Consider the following 18148-nt stretch of genomic DNA (forward strand, 5'->3'; position numbering starts at 1 on the left):
CTGGAATTGTAATAGAAATAATAAATCATAACGGATATACATGAAAATTTTTTGTTATATCAGATGGGAGATGACTCCCACCTCTATAGGTGGTGAGAAACAAGCTAGTATCAGTGGTGGGAGCCAATCCCCCATCTGATATAGCCTCCGGCAGGATTACAGAGGTGCGCAGTTGAAGTATGTCATGCAATTGCATGACGCGCACCTCGCAACAAGAATGCCGGAGCATTCTTGAATTTCCACGCGATGTTATATAAAGAAGATTTTCATGTATATCGGAAGAATGGAGGAATTTTGACATGTTGGAAGAATTAAAAAAACAGGTGTACGAAGCAAATATGCTGCTTCCAAAATATGGTCTGGTTACATTTACCTGGGGAAATGTCAGCGGCATTGACCGGGAATCCGGATTATTTGTCATCAAACCAAGTGGTGTGGAATATGACCTTCTGACACCGGAAGATATGGTTGTTGTGGATTTGCAGGGAAATAAGGTGGAAGGACGTTACAATCCATCTTCTGATACCGCAACCCATGTGGTTCTTTATAATCGTTTCCCGAATATCGGCGGAATCGTACATACCCATTCTTCCTGGGCAACAAGCTGGGCACAGGCAGGACGCGATATTCCGTGTTATGGAACGACACATGCAGATTATATTTACGGAGAAGTTCCATGTGTGCGGAATCTGACAAAAGAAGAAATTGACGAAGGTTATGAGCATAATACCGGCGTCCTGATTGCAGATGAGTTTGAACGCCGCAAAAAAGATTACATTGCAGTACCTGCTGTATTATGCAAAAACCATGGTCCGTTTACCTGGGGCAAAGATGCAAACGAAGCGGTTCACAATGCCGTAGTATTAGAAGAAGTTGCAAAAATGGCAGCACGCTGTGAGATGATCAATCCGCAGAATCAGCCGGCACCGCAGGAATTACAGGACAAGCACTATTACAGAAAACATGGTGCGAACGCATATTACGGACAGAATAATTAACAAAAGTGAAACTATGAAACATAAACAATATTTATGAGGAGGAAACATACTATGATTCAGCAGAAAGATTACAAATTTTGGTTTTGCACCGGTTCCCAGGACTTATACGGAGATGAATGTCTTGCACATGTGGCAGAACATGCCAAAATTATCGTAAATGCATTAAATGCTTCCGGAAACCTTCCATATGAAGTAGTCTGGAAACCAACCCTGATCACAAACGCACTGATCCGTCAGACTTTTAACGAGGCAAACAATGATGAGAACTGTGCCGGAGTTATCACATGGATGCATACATTTTCACCGGCAAAATCATGGATCCTTGGTCTGCAAGAGTACAGAAAACCGTTACTGCACCTGCATACACAGTTCAACCGTGAGATTCCGTATGATACCATCGACATGGATTTCATGAATGAGAACCAGTCTGCACACGGCGACCGTGAGTTTGGTCATATTTTCAGCCGTCTTGGTATGGAGCGCAAGATCGTAGTTGGTTACTGGGAAGATGAAGCTGTTCAGAAAAAAATCGGTTCCTGGATGCGTACCGCAGTTGGTGTGGTAGAGAGCAGCCACATCCGTGTTATGAGAATCGCTGACAACATGAGAAACGTAGCCGTTACCGAGGGTGACAAAGTAGAAGCACAGATCAAATTCGGATGGGAAGTAGATGCTTATCCGGTAAACGAGATCGCAGAGGCAGTTGCCGCTGTTTCTCAGGCAGATATTGATACTTTAGTAGAGGAATATTACAGCAGATATCAGATTCTGTTAGAGGGCAGAGATGAAAAAGAGTTCCGCAAACATGTCGCAGTCCAGGCAGGCATTGAGATCGGATTTGAGCGTTTCTTGGAGGAGAAAAATTATCAGGCGATCGTAACACATTTCGGGGATCTGGGTGCTCTGCAGCAGCTTCCGGGACTGGCAATCCAGCGTCTGATGGAAAAAGGATACGGTTTCGGTGGCGAAGGTGACTGGAAAACAGCAGCCATGGTACGTGTTATGAAGATTATGACTCAGGGCATAAAAGATGCAAAAGGAACTTCTTTCATGGAAGATTATACATACAATCTGGTTCCGGGAAAAGAAGGCGTTCTGGAAGCTCATATGCTGGAGGTTTGCCCAAGTATCGCAGATGGTCCAATCAGCATCAAAGAGCAGCCGTTATCCATGGGTGACAGAGAAGATCCGGCACGTCTGGTATTTACTGCAAAGACAGGTCCGGCAATCGCAACTTCCCTGATCGATCTTGGCGACCGCTTTCGTCTGATTATCAACGATGTAGACTGCAAAAAGACAGAGAAACCGATGCCGAAACTTCCGGTTGCTACTGCATTCTGGACACCACAGCCAAACCTGATCACAGGTGCTGAAGCGTGGATTCTCGCCGGCGGCGCACACCATACCGCATTCTCTTATGATCTGACTGCGGAGCAGATGGGAGACTGGGCAGATGCAATGGGTATCGAAGCTGTTTATATTGATAAAGATACCAACATCCGTCAGCTGAAAAACGAGCTGCGCTGGAATGCACTTGCTTACAGAAAATAAAACGAATTTGAAAAAGTAATGATAAAATAACAGGAAAATACCGCTACAGGTTCCCAACAACGCTGCGGCGGTATTTTTCTGGGTTAGGAAAGTGAGAGCTTTCCCTTCATAAATAGGGGAGGATAAGTTAAAAAAACTTGTCTTTTGTGTTCATTTTCATTATAACCGGATTGGGAAAATATATTCATGAAAATAGAAGCGGATTCGAAAAAATACAGTTTACAAACATGGCGTGTATGAGTTATACTAAAACATGCAGTAAAGCGCAATGATGAATAAAATAAATAAAAGGTGGTAAACATAATGGGATTATTACAGGATTGGCAGGCAGTTGCCTTTAATGAAAATGCAGACAGAGGTCAGCTTCAGAACTTCTGGAGCCGTTACTTTGCAATTGAAAAAAGCGTATATGAGAAACTTCTTTCCAACCCGGATGAGGTTGTAGAAGGAACTGTTAAAGAGCTGGCAGAGCGTTTCGATATTGAACTGATGGCTATGGTTGGTTTCTTAGATGGAATCAATGAGAGTCTTGTAGAGGAGAATGACCTTGAGGATTTAAGCGAAGACAGCCATGTAAGTCTTGCTTTTGATAAAGAGAAACTTTACAAAAACATGGTAGATGCAAAAGCTGACTGGTTATACGAACTTCCACAGTGGAAAGAAATCTTCTCTGAGGAGAAATTAAAACAGTTATACACAGAGCAGAAGAAATCCGGTACTGTTGTAAAAGCTGCAAAAGTATATCCGAACGATCCGTGTCCATGCGGAAGCGGCAAAAAATATAAAAAATGCTGCGGCAGAAAATAATAATATAAGAAACATATCGATATCCATGTGAATGATTTTGCATGGATATCTTTTTTATATAGTTACATATTTATGTGTGATATGTCTGCATATTGCTTATATGTTTTTCGATTTATGAGTGTTATATGTGAATTGTTATGCTTTTTCTTTTTTTAGTTTGTATATTTTTTGAAAAAAGGAAGATACTCTTTTTGTATGAAATCAAAAGGAGGATCTTACAATGACACAATTAGATTGTTCTGTAACAAGCTGCCTGTATAATCAGGATCATTACTGCGCAAAAGAGGATATTACCGTGGGTGGATCAAATGCGAAAAAGGCAAGCGATACTTGCTGCGAAAGCTTCAAAGAGAGAAGTGGTGCGCCGAGCAATTCCACCGGATATGCGACCAGTACGGTAAACATTGATTGTGAAGCAAAAGACTGTGTTCACAACCGCGGATGCAAATGCTGTGCCGACAGTGTGGGGATCGGTGGTGGAGCAGATGCCTGTCAGTGTCAGGACACAGAATGTGGTGATTTCTGCTGTAAATAAGATAAGATGGGAAAGCCGCTGTAACTATCCTGTGTAAACAGTAACCACACATGTAGTCTTTGCAAGCAGGGAACATGATGGTAAGATGTTGTTGCAGGACGAAGGTTAAGAATTGCACATGTTGGAGGAAACACAGGATGCAAGAAGCGATGGAATTAAAAGAGATGATCAAACAGGAACGAAAAATGCTGGATAAGGTAGTGGCGGAATGTGGGGTAGACCATGAGGATGCCTATGACCAGAGTAAAAAACTGGATGATCTGATCACACGTTACTATGAGGATTAAAGTACAAAAACGTACTTTTTTGTGGGAAAACGCCCCACTTTTTGGAAAAAATGTAGATTTCCTTAAAAAACACTGGAATCACGCGAGATTCCGGTGTTTTTTTGTGCCCGGATTATGAAAATGCTATTGATTTTTGCGAATAGATGCATTAATATTTATATAAAAGTGGATGAAAGTGGTGTAAAAGGGTGGAAAGTGGATAAGGTTGATAACTTTGTGGATAACTAAGACACCGAATACGAACCAGAAAGAAGGTGTTTTCGATGGCGCGCGGATTTAAGGGCGAATACAATCATACTGTAGATGCAAAAGGCAGATTGATCATCCCGGCAAAATTCCGCGAAAAACTCGGCGAAACATTCGTAGTAACAAAAGGTCTGGATGGATGCTTATACGTTTACTCGGATGAGGAGTGGGAGAAAATCGAAGACAAATTCAGCGAATTACCACTGACAGATGAAGATGCACGTCAGTTTACAAGATTCTTTTTCTCAGGAGCAGCAGACTGTGAAGTAGACAAGCAGGGCAGAGTGCTGCTTCCGGCAGTTCTGCGTGAACATGCGGGAATCGAGAAAGAGGCCGTACTGGCAGGTGTACTTAACCGGGTAGAGATCTGGAGCAAGGAACGCTGGCTCAAGACAAAAGACTATTCGGATGTAAATCAGATCGCAAAACACATGTCAGAGATCGGTCTGAGATTTTAACAGAAAGCAATAGAAAGGCGAAACGATGGAGTTTTCTCATATATCAGTTTTACTGGAAGAAACAGTCGGGAATCTCATTACAGATCCGGATGGAATTTATGTGGACGGTACTTTAGGTGGTGCAGGACACAGTTATGAGATCTGCAGCAGACTGTCAGATAAAGGCAGACTGATCGGAATTGATCAGGATGCAGATGCAATCGCGGCAGCAACAGAGCGGTTGAAGCCATTTGAAGATAAGGTGACGATCATAAGAAGTAATTACTGTGAGATGCCGCAGCGACTCAGAGAGATTGGTATTGAGCAGGTGGACGGCATTATGCTGGATCTTGGAGTTTCGTCCTATCAGTTGGACGAGCCAATGCGAGGTTTTACTTATAAGGAAGAAAATGCTCCTCTGGATATGCGTATGGATCAGCGTCAGAGTATGACGGCAAAGGACATTTTGGCAGAATACAGTGAGCAGGATCTTTATCGTATGATCCGCGATTATGGTGAAGATAAATTTGCAAAAAATATTGCAAAACATATCGTGCAGGCGCGTCAGGTGGCACCCATCGAGACGACAGGGCAGCTAAATGAGATCATCCGGGCAGCAATCCCGGCAAAGGTACGGGCGACCGGAGGTCATCCGGCGAAGCGTACATATCAGGCAATCCGAATTGAGTTAAATCACGAGTTGGACGTGCTTCAGGATTCTTTAGATGAGATGATCCAGATGCTGAAACCGGGTGGGAGACTTTGCATTATTACCTTCCATTCCTTAGAAGACCGGATTGTCAAGACGAATTTCAAGCGGAATGAGAATCCATGTACTTGTCCACCGGATTTTCCGGTTTGTGTATGTGGAAAGAAATCCCTTGGTAAGATGCTGACACGAAAGCCAATTTTACCGACAGAAGAAGAAATGGAATACAATAAACGTTCTAAGAGCGCAAAGCTGCGTGTATTTGAACGAAGATAATAGGAAATTAGAAAGAAAGCGTGTAGAAGATGGAGAACAGAAACAGACAATATCGTCGTGAATCTTATATCGATGGAAATGTGGTACGCCAGCCGGAACGTGCACCGGAGCGCCGCAGACAATATGAGGAGAAATCCCCGGAGCAGCTGAGAAAAGAGCGGATGCGCCGTAATGCAGCAAGACAGAATCAACAGAGAGCATTGTCTATGAATCGTGGATATGTTGCTTTTCTTGCGTGTGCAACCATTGTCTGTTGCCTGGTATGTGGCGTATTTTTATATTTGCAGTCTGATGTAACTACCAGACTTGCGAACATTGCAACCATTGAGAGCGAGATCGCTGATATGAAATCAGATAATGTGGCAGCAGAGAAGCGTCTGGAGACCACAATGAATCTTGACCAGATCAAGGATGCAGCAATCGGTCTTGGACTGGTTATGCCGGGGAGTGATCAGGTTCGTTATTATTCAGTAGAGAATAGCGATTACATGAATCAGTATGGGGAAATTCCAACGAACTAAAGAGGAGAAAGAATGAGACCCGGAAGACCAAAAAAGTCCAGAAAAAGAGCTGGAAAAAACAGAAACGTTACGTACAAATTTCTCACCAGGATGAAGGCGAAGATGCTGATCGTATTTCTGATCATCATTGGAATGCTGATTGCTCTGGTGGGACGTTTGGCTTATATTGAATTAAAAAGTGGAGACAAGTATGGCAAGATTGTTCTGAACCAGCAGGAATACAGCAGTAAGACCATACCGTTTCGCAGGGGTGACATTGTAGATAGAAAGGGGACTGTCTTAGCGACGAGTACAGATGTTTACAATGTCATTTTAGATTGCAGCGTTTTGACTTCGAAGGAAGATTATATGGAACCGACGCTGTCAGCACTGGCACAGTGTTTTGAACTCAATACAGATGATATCAGAACTTATGTAAAGGCAAACCCGAAGAAGCGTTATTACGTTCTGGCAAAGAAGCTTCCATATGAAGAAATTGCCGAATTTGAGTCTCTGCAGAATGACAAGAAAACAGGAAAAAATATCAAAGGTGTCTGGTTTGAAAAGGAATATATCCGAAACTATCCGTATGACACCCTGGCTTGTTCCCTGCTTGGATTTACCACATCCGGTAACGAAGGTATCGGCGGGCTGGAAGATTATTATAATGATGAATTGAATGGCATTGACGGTAAAGAATATGGATATGTCAATTCAGATTCTAATTATGAGATCAAAGCAAAAGATGCAACGGATGGCAATACGATCGTATCCACCATTGATGCAAATCTTCAGTCCATCGCAGAGAGCAAGATTGCAGAATTTAATGATGCAATGAAGGACAGTGAGCATGAAGGTGCCAAAAATATTGGTGTCATCATGATGGATCCAAACACCGGTGAAGTGCTGGCAATGGCAACGAACAGAACCTTCAGTTTGCAGGATCCGTGGAATGCGGATACTGATAAGTATTTTACCGAGGAAGAACGGGCAAAAACCATCAAACAGGCAGAACGTGTGGAACTGAAAAAGTACTACAGCACCGATGAAATTGATGCTATGACAGATGAACAGTGGAGTGCTGCGTTAAGTGAACATTACAGTGACGAACAGTTAGAGCAGATCCATCATCTGGCATTATTAAATCAGGTGTGGAACAACTTCTGTGTATCTTCCACCTATGAGCCTGGATCTACCGCAAAACCATTTACGGTAGCCGCCGGACTGGAAAGTGGAACGCTGACCGGAAATGAAACATTTTACTGTGATGGTGCAGAGACCATTGCCGGACATCATATCAGCTGTATTAAGAAAGCCGGACACGGCATGGAAACCATTCAGCAGGCGCTGGAAAATTCCTGCAACGATGCCCTGATGCAGATGTCTTATCTGATCGGGCCGGCAAATTTCAGCAGATATCAGCAGATCTTTAATTTTGGACTGAAGACCAATATTGATCTGCCGGGTGAAGCGCGTACTGATTCCCTGATCTACACAGAAGACCAGCTCAGTACCATCAACCTTGCAACCAACTCCTTTGGACAGAGTTATAACGTAACCATGATCCAGATGATCACTGGTTACTGTTCTCTGATCAATGGCGGAAAATATTATCAGCCGCGTGTGGTTGGCAAAATACAGGATGCAAATGGCAATAGCGTTCAGACGATTGATCCGACACTGGTAAAAGAGACCGTGTCAGAGGAAACTTCCGCAACAATCCGCCAGTATTTAAAAGGCGTTGTAGATAACGGTTCCGGTAAGAAAGCAAAAGTGGATGGCTATTCCATGGGCGGCAAGACCGGTACGGCACAGAAATTACCGCGATCCGCAAGAAAATATCTGGTATCCTTTATCGGCTCTGTACCGGCAGAAAATCCACAGGTTGCTATCTATGTCGTTGTAGATGAGGCAAATTCAGAGGATCAGGCACACAGCTATTATGCACAGAGTATTGCCAGAGAAATTTTAAAGGAAGCGCTTCCATACCTTGGCATCTATCCGAATGAAGAGAAAACCGGTATCAATGAAGGTGTTGGTATTACCGGTGAGGGAACCCCGGTAGAACAGACAGAAGCTATGGACAGTGAAGTGCCGACAGAAGCACCGACCGATACCACCGGTCAGTAAAAAGTTTTGAATTTCTTTTATATTAGAAAAATAGAAACAGTCAGAATTATTGTGGAAAAGTAGAAAAAGGGAATGTGCAGTATGTGTGTGGAATAAAGTGTAATAAGTATGCTTTAAGGCACACAATTATGCGGCATTTGAAAACCTTCCAGAGAAAAAAGATTGTTGCATTGATGCTGATGATCACCATTGTGATGGCAGCGTTGTTTGGAAGACTGATCTATCTTATGGTATTTCGGTCCGTCTATTATGAAAAGATTGCACAGGATCTCCATGAACGGGAGCGCAGTATCAAAGCTGCCCGGGGAAAAATCGTAGACCGTAACGGGATCGTTCTGGCAGATAATAAATCGGTATGTACGATATCGGTGATCCACAGTCAGATCGAGGATCCGGAGCGCGTGATCGAAGTGCTGCAAAAGGAACTGGAACTTCCGGAGGAGACGATCCGAAAAAGAGTGGAAAAAAACAGTTCCATTGAGCGGATCAAGACAAATGTTCCAAAGGAGACCGGGGATGCAATACTGGCATATGATCTTGCAGGTGTAAAAGTTGACGAAGACTATCGACGTTATTATCCGTATGATTCACTGGCGTCAAAAGTCATTGGATTTACCGGTGGAGACAATCAGGGAATTGTGGGACTGGAAGTGCGCTATGATGAATGGCTTGCAGGGACAGACGGCAAGATCCTGACCATGACCAATGCCTCCGGTGGAGAATTGGAGCAGGAAGGGGAACGCCGGGAGGAACCGCAGACCGGAAACCAGCTGACCATCAGTCTGGATTACAATTTGCAAAGCTACTGTGAACAGGCAGCACAGACTGTATTGCAGGAAAAAGCGGCAGATGGTGTGCGGATCATCCTGATGAATCCGCAAAATGGTGAGATTCTGGCAATGGTAAATGAGCCGGAATACAATCTGAATGAGCCTTTTACCTTAAACACAGATGTTTCAGGAATATCGGATAAGGAAAAGCAGAATCTGTTAAATCAGATGTGGCGCAATCCAAGCATCAACGACACCTATGAACCGGGATCTACGTTCAAAATCATTACGACGGCAGCAGCGCTGGAACAGCACGTATTATCCGTCAGTGACCGTTTCTACTGTCCGGGTTACAAGATCGTGGAGGATCGCAGGATCCGATGCCATAAGACAACCGGACATGGTGCAGAAGATTTTACCCAGGGAATCATGAATTCCTGCAACCCGGTTTTTATTGAACTGGGACTGCGGCTTGGCGCAGATGATTTTTACCATTATTTTGAGCAATTCGGTCTGTTGTCCAAAACCGGGATAGACCTCCCCGGTGAGGCAGCAACGATTATGCATAAGAAAGACAACATAGGACAGGTGGAACTGGCTACCATATCATTTGGCCAGTCGTTTCAAATCACACCGATTCAGCTTGTGACCACTGTAGCTTCGCTGATCAACGGCGGCAGACGTGTCACACCGCATTTCGGTGTTTCTGTGCAGAATGCACAGGGAGAGACGATCCACACATTTTCCTATGATACTACAGAGGGGACGGTGAGTACTGAAACATCCGAAACACTCCGCAGCCTGCTGGAAAAAGTCGTGTCGGAAGGAACCGGAAAAAAAGCGGCGATTGAAGGGTATTCCATCGGTGGCAAGACGGCGACTTCTCAGACGCTTCCAAGAAGCGAACATAAATATATCGCATCTTTTCTTGGATTTGCACCGGCAGAGGATCCACAGGTCATTGGACTTGTCGTGATCGATCATCCACAGGGAGTGTATTATGGAGGAACCGTTGCGGCACCGGTGATGAAAGAAATATTCGAAAATGTGCTGCCCTATCTGGGAATCGAAAAAGTGCAGACAGAAGCCACGGATGCAAATGAGGAAGGGAATTGATGTCGAACTTATTTTGCGGTTGCCAAACAAATCGAAAAGACGTATGATACTAATTAAGTTGTAAAAAAAGATACAGTCGGCATTGGGAGAATGCCGCAGTAAGAAGAGGTGTGAAAATGACATATCAGGTAATTATTCCGGTTCTGGTAGCATTTGCGATCACAGCAGTACTTGGACCGATCATGATTCCGTTTTTGCGGAAATTAAAAATTGGAAATACAGAGAGAGAAGAATTACAGTCTCATCAGAAGAAAAATGGTACACCGACTATGGGTGGAATTATGATTCTGATTGCAGTTGTGATTACTTCCCTGTTTTATGTAAAAGGATATCCGAAGATTATTCCGATCCTGTTTGTAACCGTGGGATTTGGAATCATCGGTTTTCTGGATGACTATTTAAAAGTTGTTCTGCGCAGATCAGACGGACTGCTTGCATGGCAGAAGATGCTTTGTGAGATCGTTGTGACAGCAGTTTTTGCATTTTTCTTAGTGAAAAATGAGATTCCGATGTCTATGCTGATCCCGTTTAGCGGAGGACGTTATCTGGAACTTGGATGGCTGGCACTTCCGGTACTGTTTCTGGCAGTGATCGGAACCGTAAATGGTGTCAACTTTACGGATGGACTGGATGGTCTGGCTTCCAGCGTAACAATTCTGGTTGCAACATTTTTCTCTGTTGTAGCCGTTGGAAATGCCTGCGGCATCGCACCGGTTACCTGTGCGGTAGTGGGCGCATTACTTGGATTTTTATTATTTAATGTATATCCGGCAAGCGTATTTATGGGAGATACCGGTTCCCTGGCATTGGGTGGATTTGTGGCGGCAACAGCGTATATGCTGCAGATGCCGATCTTTATCCTGATCGTGGGACTGATCTACTGGATCGAGATCTTATCGGTTATGATCCAGGTCGTATACTTCAAAAAGACCGGTGGTAAGCGGTTCTTCCGTATGGCACCGATCCACCATCATTTTGAGCTTGGCGGATGGTCTGAGACACGGGTTGTAGCAGTATTTTCCATTGTTACAGCTATTTTGTGTCTGATTGCATTTATTGGATTATAAAGAGATTTACTATACTATACATCAAGGATCTGGAGGAATGTTGCAATGGAATTTGCAGGAAAAAAAGTTCTGGTTTTCGGAACAGGAATCAGTGGAATTGCAGCGGCAAAATTACTGGAAAACGTTGGTGCCGCAGTCGTATTATTTGACGGAAACCAGGAACTGGATAAAAAACATGTGCTGGAAAATTTTGAGGCAGATCATATGCCGGAATTATATGTAGGTGAATTACCGGAAGAAGTTCGTGCAGGACTGGATCTGGTTGTATTAAGCCCGGGTGTACCGACAGATCTTCCGTTTGTCAATGAACTGCGAGATGCGGGACTTCCAATCTGGGGCGAGATCGAACTGGCATATCGATGTAAAAAAGGCGATGTACTTGCGATTACCGGAACAAACGGAAAGACAACGACCACTGCACTGCTTGGAGAGATCATGAAAACAACGTATCCGCAGGTGCATGTGGTAGGAAATATCGGAATTCCTTACACTGGTCTGGTTGCAGAAGATACGGATGATACCGTGACGGTAGCAGAGATCAGCAGCTTTCAGTTAGAGACGATTGATACTTTCTGTCCGGAAGTATCCGCAATCTTAAATATTACACCGGATCATCTGAACCGCCACCATACGATGGATAATTACATCGCGGCAAAAATGAGCATTGCAAAAAATCAGGGACCGGAGCAGACCTGTGTATTAAATTATGAAGATGAAGTGCTCAGAGAGCAGGCAAAACATCTTTCGGCAAAGGTTGTTTTCTTCAGCAGTCTTTCCAAATTAGAGGAAGGCTTCTATCTGGAAGGTGACAAGATCGTGTATGCACATGACGGTCAGATTGAGGAAATTATATCTACAGATGAGTTGAATATCCTTGGACGCCACAATCATGAAAATGCGATGGCAGCGACTGCTATGGCTATGAGTTATGATGTCCCGGTGGAGCATATCCGTCAGGCTCTGCGTACATTTCAGGCAGTAGAGCACAGAATTGAGTATGTGACAGAGAAACGCGGTGTCCGTTTCTATAATGATTCCAAGGGAACCAACCCGGATGCTGCTATCAAAGGGATTCAGGCGATGGATCGTCCGACCTGTCTGATCGGCGGCGGTTATGATAAACAGTCTGAGTATACCGAGTGGATCAACAGTTTTGACGGTAAAGTAAAGAAACTGGTTTTGATCGGTCAGACAAGAGAGAAGATTGCCGAGGAAGCAGAAAAATGTGGCTTCTACGATTATGTATTTGCCGACAGTCTTCAGGAGGCAGTTGATATCTGCTATGAAAATGCGGAAAATGGTGATGCCGTATTACTTTCTCCGGCTTGTGCAAGCTGGGGAATGTTCCCGAACTATGAAGTAAGGGGAAAAATGTTTAAAGAAATGGTTCATGCCTTAAAGGAGTAATGTTACATGGGTAACCGCAAATATCATAAGAATACTGCGGATGCGGGAACAACCAAATATTTTGATTACAGTCTGCTGTTTATTATCATTTTTCTGGTGCTGTTTGGACTGGTGATGCTCTACAGTGTCAGTGCTTATGAAGGTCAGGATGTGTTCAATGATCCATTTCACTACCTGAAACGACAGGCAGGCTGCGCATTTCTTGGATTCATCGGTATGTTTATCGTCAGTGTGATTCCATGCGAATGGTGGAAAAAGCTGAGTTTTCCGAGTTATGTGCTGTCATTTCTGATGTGTGCGGCGGTTATTGTAGTCGGAAAAGGTTCGAACGGTTCTACCCGTTGGCTGAAGATCGGACCGATTCAGTTGCAGCCGTCTGAGATTGCAAAAATAGCAGTGATCATTTTTATGGCAGCGCTTTTAAGCAGGATTCCAAAACAGGTCAAAGATCTGAAATCCATTATCAAGGTACTGCTTTTTGTTCTGCCGATGGTAGGTGTGATCGCAGTTAGCAACTTGAGTACCGCAATCATTGTCGGTGGTATTGCCGTACTTATGATCTTTGTGGTCAGTCCGAAGACAAAGGAATTTTTCGTTCTTGGAGCAGGTCTGGTCGCATTGGGAGCCATCGGTGTAAAAATGGGTGGTTATCGTGTGACACGTATTGCTGCATGGCTGCATCCGGAAGACTATCCGGATGAGGTGTATCAAACGCTGCAGGGAATGTATGCCATCGGTTCCGGCGGTTTGTTCGGAAAGGGACTTGGTGCCAGTGTACAGAAACTTGGTTATGTACCGGAGGCGCAAAACGACTTTATTTTTACCATTATCTGTGAAGAATTGGGACTGTTTGGTGCAATCTGTGTTATTTTATTATTTGTCTTGTTGCTCTGGCGCTGCATGGTGATCGCAAATAATGCACCGGATCTGTTTTCTTCCCTGCTGGTGGTGGGTGTTATGTCACATATCGCATTGCAGGTAGTGTTAAATATCATGGTTGTTACAAACTGGATGCCAAATACAGGTATTATCCTGCCGTTTTTCAGTTACGGAGGTACGTCGATCCTGATTTTGATCACGGAGATGGGCTTGGTACTGAATGTGTCGCGTCGGATCAAATTTGATTCCAATCATCCGATCGAGTGATGTGATCTGACAGTAAAAAGACAGAGGATCATTGAAAAAATTGGAATGATTCAGAAGAAAAAGTCTCAAATTAGATTGGGAAAGTGTTAATATGATTCAGCACTTTGGTAAGATTCTCAACTCAGACTGAGATAAAATGTGGAGAACTGTATGCGTAGAAAGAGACGAAAAAAGAAAAATTTACGTATCATTCTGACTGCTCTTCTTGTAGCTGCATTTGTAGCTGCATTGGGAGCAGTTTTGATATGGAAAGTATTTGTGGTAAAAGATGTTTCCGTAAAAGGAAATGAGATCTATACGGACAAGCAGATTGAGGACTGGGTTTTGGATGAAAAATATTCCTGGAATTCACTGTATGTTTATTTTGAAAACAAACTGAATAAAACCGAGGAGATCCCCTTTGTGGATTCTCTGCAGATCCGGTTGAAATCGCCGCAGAAGCTGGAGATCACAGTGGTGGAAAAGGGAATCCTTGGATATCTGTACATTCCGTCACTGGGAAAAAATGCATATTTTGACAAAGATGGATTTGTGGTGGAACTTTCCTCTCAGGTGATCGATGGTGTGACCAAGATCAACGGTTTATCTGTGGAAAGTGCAGAACTTTACAAAAAACTTTCCATCGGTGATAACAGCAAACTGCTTCGTACCCTGTTAAATGTGACACAGCTTTTGAAGAAATATGACCGAGTGCCGGAAATGATCTATATCAAAGATGGCAATGTTTATCTGATCTATGGTCAGATTCAGGTAAACCTTGGTGGAGGAACGGATCTGAATGAGAAGATCCTTCGAATGGATCAGATTCTGCCACAGCTTGACGGAATGAGTGGAACGCTGCATGTGGAAACTTGGTCGGAGAACAATACGGATATTTATTTCCGAAACGGGGAACTGATGGAGATCCCGAATGATGTGCAGACTGTTCCGGAAGCGTCAGATGGATCTGCGGATGGTAGTCAGTAGGATCGTATCCTCTTTTTTGAGGATGAATCACATTTCTTTATAAGAAAATGAATTCAGAAAATGGATTACTTCTTCTTATAATGGAATGAATTCTGGAAAATTCAGATTAAATATGATTTAGAGGTTGATTATTTTTGCAAAAACAGATATTATAGAAGAGATAATAAAAATAGTGGCAGGAATGTCGTTAAAGATAGTATAAATATATTCCGTGGGAGGAATAAAAGGAGGAATATCGTGGTTGAAATCATGTCAATAGGGGCTGAGTCCAGCGCAAAAATTATTGTAATCGGAGTAGGCGGCGCTGGAAACAATGCCGTAAACCGAATGATAGATGAAAAAATCGGTGGTGTAGAGTTTGTTGGAGTAAATACAGACAAGCAGGCACTTACTTTATGTAAAGCACCGACTTTGATTCAGATTGGAGAGAAACTCACCAAAGGACTTGGCGCAGGTGCACAGCCGGAGATCGGTCAGAAAGCTGCAGAGGAAAGCGCAGAAGAACTGACAGCAGCAATCGAAGGCGCAGATATGGTATTTGTTACCTGTGGTATGGGTGGCGGAACAGGAACTGGTGCAGCACCAGTTGTTGCGAAGATTGCAAAAGATATGGGAATCCTTACCGTAGGTGTTGTTACAAAACCTTTCAAATTTGAAGCAAAAACACGTATGACAAATGCAGTACATGGAATCGAGAATCTGAAAGAGAGCGTAGATACGCTGATCGTGATCCCGAATGATAAACTGCTTGAGATCGTTGACAGAAGAACCACGATGCCGGATGCTCTGAAGAAAGCAGATGAAGTATTACAGCAGGCAGTACAGGGAATCACAGACCTGATCAATGTACCTGCTCTGATCAACCTTGACTTTGCTGACGTTCAGACTGTTATGAAAGACAAAGGTCTGGCACATATCGGTATCGGTGGAGCTACCGGTGATGATAAAGCCATCGAGGCAGTTAAAATGGCTGTTGCAAGTCCGTTGCTTGAGACAACCATCAATGGTGCATCCCATGTTATCATCAACATTTCCGGTGATATTTCTCTTATGGATGCAAATGATGCAGCAAGCTATGTACAGGATCTTGCCGGTGATGATGCAAATATCATCTTTGGTGCAAAATACGACGAGTCTATTCCGGATGCAGCAACCATCACTGTTATTGCAACAGGTCTGGAGAATGCCGCAGCACCGGCACCGTCTATTTTACCGGGCATGAAATTTAATGGTGGCAATACTTTGAACATGGCACGTACTGCTGGCAGCGTAAAACCGGCACAGACAGGCACAACTCCGGTTCAGCCACAGTTCAATGGAATCCAGCGTCCGCAGAAACCAACACCAACCGTTGCTCCGCGTGACATCAAGATTCCGGAATTCCTGAAAAATACAAAACGCTAATCATTCGAAAATAGAATATTATGGTAATAAACTCCGCGATTTCGACAAAAAAATCGCGGAGTTTTTTGTATACTGTTCAGGGAGGTGACAAGTGGAGTATGAATGGTATGCAGATGTTTTTCTTTTAACAAACCTGTTGATGGATGTGAGTGCCATGTTTGCCGCGGCGCTTTTGCTCAACGACAGACTACGGTTGGGACGTTGTCTGGCAGTCTGTGTGGCAGGGGTGACAGGCTCCACAGTGTTGCTGATACTGCTGAAAAAATATCTGGTCTACAGTATCATTTTACATATGGTAATCCATCCGCTGATGACGTTTGGGGTATTTGGGGCAAAAGACCGAGGGCGGTTTTTACGCACGCTTTTGACCATTTATCTGATTTTGTTTGTGATGGGTGGGGTGCAGAACAGTATTGGGGTGTTGCTTGGAAGCAGTACATTGGAAATCCTGTTGTCCGGGATGGCAGCGGCACTTTTGTTTTGTATCTATCAGATCCGACGGCGTGTCATCCAGCAGATCTGTCGGGTGGAACTGTGGGCAGGGACAGAACATGTCACGGTAGATGCTTATTGCGATACCGGAAATCTGCTGAGAGATCCACTGACGGGAAGGCCGGTCTGTATTTTGCAACAGGAAGTGTTAGCGCAATTTGCTGCTGACCGAACAATACAAAAAGAGATTTCCTGTCACACGATCGGCACAGAAAAAGAAAAACTGAAAATTGTGATGTTGGATAAAATGAAGATTTATCAGAAAGGTACGGTAACGGAGATAAAGGAGCCGGAGATTGGTCTGCATACCGGGGAGATTATGCAGAATCCGAAGGTACAAATGCTTTTACATGCAGGCTATATCAGATGAGAGGGCAGATTACAGTGATTCTGAGAAGAATATGTCAGTTTACGCTGACCAAAATCACGCACTAAGTCTTACGTGCGTTCGACTTGAACGGATATAGTTTTCAACCGGAGTGCAGAGGCACTCTGGAAGTAAGAGAAGAGGAGAAAAAGAAAAGAGCATGGAAAGGATCTATAAGTATGTATTTAAAAGTTTCCGTACCTGGAAAATTCCAACTGAAATTAATACCAACTGTGCAGAATCTGCTGTTTTTGCAGTCAAATGATATTCATTATATCGGTGGCACGGATGTGCTTCCGGCACCGTTAGAACGGGAGGATGAGAATGAGTGTATCATGCTGCTTGGAACGGAGGAGGGCGGCGAGGAAGCCAGAAAACGGCTGATTGAGCATAATCTGCGCCTGGTTGTATACATAGCAAAGAAGTTTGATAACACGGGAATCGGGGTGGAGGATCTGATCTCCATTGGCACGATCGGGCTGATCAAATCCATCAACACGTATAATCCGGGAAAAAATATCAAACTTGCCACCTATGCGTCACGCTGTATTGAAAATGAGATTCTCATGTATCTTCGCCGGACGAGCAAGATGAAGATGGAAGTTTCTTTTGATGAACCGTTAAATGTCGACTGGGACGGCAATGAGCTGCTGCTTTCTGATATTCTTGGAACAGAGGATGATATTATTTATAAAGATATGGAAGTAGAGGTGGAGAAAAAGCTGTTAAAACGTGCCATCGACAAGCTTTCTCCAAGGGAAAAGAATATCATTGAACTTCGCTATGGTCTGACACCCGGTGGCAGAGAGTATACACAAAAAGAAGTGGCAGATCAGATGAATATTTCCCAGTCTTATATCTCACGTCTGGAAAAAAAGATCATGAAGCGGTTGAAAAAAGAAATTACCCGTTATGAATAACCCACTTGGGTAAATAA

17 protein-coding genes are annotated in these 18148 nt (G+C 43.7%); all 17 read left to right on the plus strand.

The annotated features are described in order from the left end of the window. Positions 1 to 299 precede the first annotated feature (299 nt). The 17 genes from DXB15_RS02270 (at position 300) to sigE (ending at position 18131) form a co-directional block, all read left to right on the plus strand. Positions 300 to 998 (plus strand): L-ribulose-5-phosphate 4-epimerase, encoded by a 699-nt coding sequence (locus tag DXB15_RS02270; RefSeq protein ID WP_118701905.1) that lies wholly within the window; start codon positions 300 to 302, stop codon positions 996 to 998. Between the two features lie 51 nt (positions 999 to 1049). Beyond that, positions 1050 to 2549 (plus strand): L-arabinose isomerase, encoded by a 1500-nt coding sequence (gene araA, locus DXB15_RS02275; RefSeq protein ID WP_118701906.1) that lies wholly within the window; start codon positions 1050 to 1052, stop codon positions 2547 to 2549. A gap of 303 nt (positions 2550 to 2852) precedes the next feature. Continuing rightward, a complete protein-coding gene (locus DXB15_RS02280; protein ID WP_118701907.1) occupies positions 2853 to 3356 on the plus strand; it encodes an SEC-C metal-binding domain-containing protein in 504 nt (167 codons plus the stop codon). A 220-nt stretch (positions 3357 to 3576) separates the two neighbouring features. Further along, positions 3577 to 3891 (plus strand): DUF1540 domain-containing protein, encoded by a 315-nt coding sequence (locus DXB15_RS02285; RefSeq protein WP_109215478.1) that lies wholly within the window; start codon positions 3577 to 3579, stop codon positions 3889 to 3891. 137 nt (positions 3892 to 4028) lie between these two features. Continuing rightward, a complete protein-coding gene (locus DXB15_RS02290) occupies positions 4029 to 4178 on the plus strand; it encodes an aspartyl-phosphate phosphatase Spo0E family protein (protein WP_158582174.1) in 150 nt (49 codons plus the stop codon). Positions 4179 to 4441: 263 nt separating this feature from the next. Further along, the gene (gene mraZ / locus DXB15_RS02295) at positions 4442 to 4882 is read left to right on the plus strand and encodes a division/cell wall cluster transcriptional repressor MraZ (protein ID WP_109215480.1); all 441 of its coding nucleotides are present in this window, start codon (positions 4442 to 4444) and stop codon (positions 4880 to 4882) included. A 25-nt stretch (positions 4883 to 4907) separates the two neighbouring features. Beyond that, the gene (rsmH, locus tag DXB15_RS02300) at positions 4908 to 5846 is read left to right on the plus strand and encodes a 16S rRNA (cytosine(1402)-N(4))-methyltransferase RsmH (RefSeq protein ID WP_109215481.1); all 939 of its coding nucleotides are present in this window, start codon (positions 4908 to 4910) and stop codon (positions 5844 to 5846) included. A 29-nt stretch (positions 5847 to 5875) separates the two neighbouring features. Then, positions 5876 to 6367: a hypothetical protein gene (locus DXB15_RS02305; protein WP_109215482.1), complete on the plus strand. Its 492-nt coding sequence runs from the start codon at positions 5876 to 5878 to the stop codon at positions 6365 to 6367. Between the two features lie 102 nt (positions 6368 to 6469). Continuing rightward, positions 6470 to 8476 carry a peptidoglycan D,D-transpeptidase FtsI family protein gene (locus DXB15_RS02310; protein ID WP_243115587.1) on the plus strand — a complete coding sequence of 669 codons (2007 nt, stop codon included), beginning with the start codon at positions 6470 to 6472 and terminating at the stop codon, positions 8474 to 8476. A 128-nt stretch (positions 8477 to 8604) separates the two neighbouring features. Then, complete coding sequence (locus DXB15_RS02315) at positions 8605 to 10362, plus strand: peptidoglycan D,D-transpeptidase FtsI family protein (protein ID WP_118701908.1); 1758 nt, start codon at positions 8605 to 8607, stop codon at positions 10360 to 10362. 116 nt (positions 10363 to 10478) lie between these two features. Continuing rightward, positions 10479 to 11429 carry a phospho-N-acetylmuramoyl-pentapeptide-transferase gene (mraY, locus tag DXB15_RS02320; protein ID WP_109215484.1) on the plus strand — a complete coding sequence of 317 codons (951 nt, stop codon included), beginning with the start codon at positions 10479 to 10481 and terminating at the stop codon, positions 11427 to 11429. A 45-nt stretch (positions 11430 to 11474) separates the two neighbouring features. After that, positions 11475 to 12836, plus strand: a complete 1362-nt coding sequence (gene murD, locus DXB15_RS02325; RefSeq protein ID WP_109215485.1) for a UDP-N-acetylmuramoyl-L-alanine--D-glutamate ligase — start codon at positions 11475 to 11477, stop codon at positions 12834 to 12836. 6 nt (positions 12837 to 12842) lie between these two features. Further along, positions 12843 to 13982, plus strand: a complete 1140-nt coding sequence (gene ftsW / locus DXB15_RS02330) for a putative lipid II flippase FtsW (protein WP_109215486.1) — start codon at positions 12843 to 12845, stop codon at positions 13980 to 13982. Positions 13983 to 14132: 150 nt separating this feature from the next. Continuing rightward, positions 14133 to 14948 carry a cell division protein FtsQ/DivIB gene (locus DXB15_RS02335; RefSeq protein WP_109215487.1) on the plus strand — a complete coding sequence of 272 codons (816 nt, stop codon included), beginning with the start codon at positions 14133 to 14135 and terminating at the stop codon, positions 14946 to 14948. 249 nt (positions 14949 to 15197) lie between these two features. Continuing rightward, positions 15198 to 16352 (plus strand): cell division protein FtsZ, encoded by a 1155-nt coding sequence (ftsZ, locus tag DXB15_RS02340; RefSeq protein WP_109215518.1) that lies wholly within the window; start codon positions 15198 to 15200, stop codon positions 16350 to 16352. 91 nt (positions 16353 to 16443) lie between these two features. After that, complete coding sequence (locus tag DXB15_RS02345) at positions 16444 to 17214, plus strand: sigma-E processing peptidase SpoIIGA (RefSeq protein ID WP_118701909.1); 771 nt, start codon at positions 16444 to 16446, stop codon at positions 17212 to 17214. A 176-nt stretch (positions 17215 to 17390) separates the two neighbouring features. Next, positions 17391 to 18131: an RNA polymerase sporulation sigma factor SigE gene (sigE, locus tag DXB15_RS02350; protein WP_109215489.1), complete on the plus strand. Its 741-nt coding sequence runs from the start codon at positions 17391 to 17393 to the stop codon at positions 18129 to 18131. Positions 18132 to 18148: the final 17 nt, after the last annotated feature.

The organism is Roseburia sp. OM02-15 (assembly GCF_003481835.1).
Taxonomy (GTDB): domain Bacteria; phylum Bacillota; class Clostridia; order Lachnospirales; family Lachnospiraceae; genus Eubacterium_I; species Eubacterium_I ramulus_A.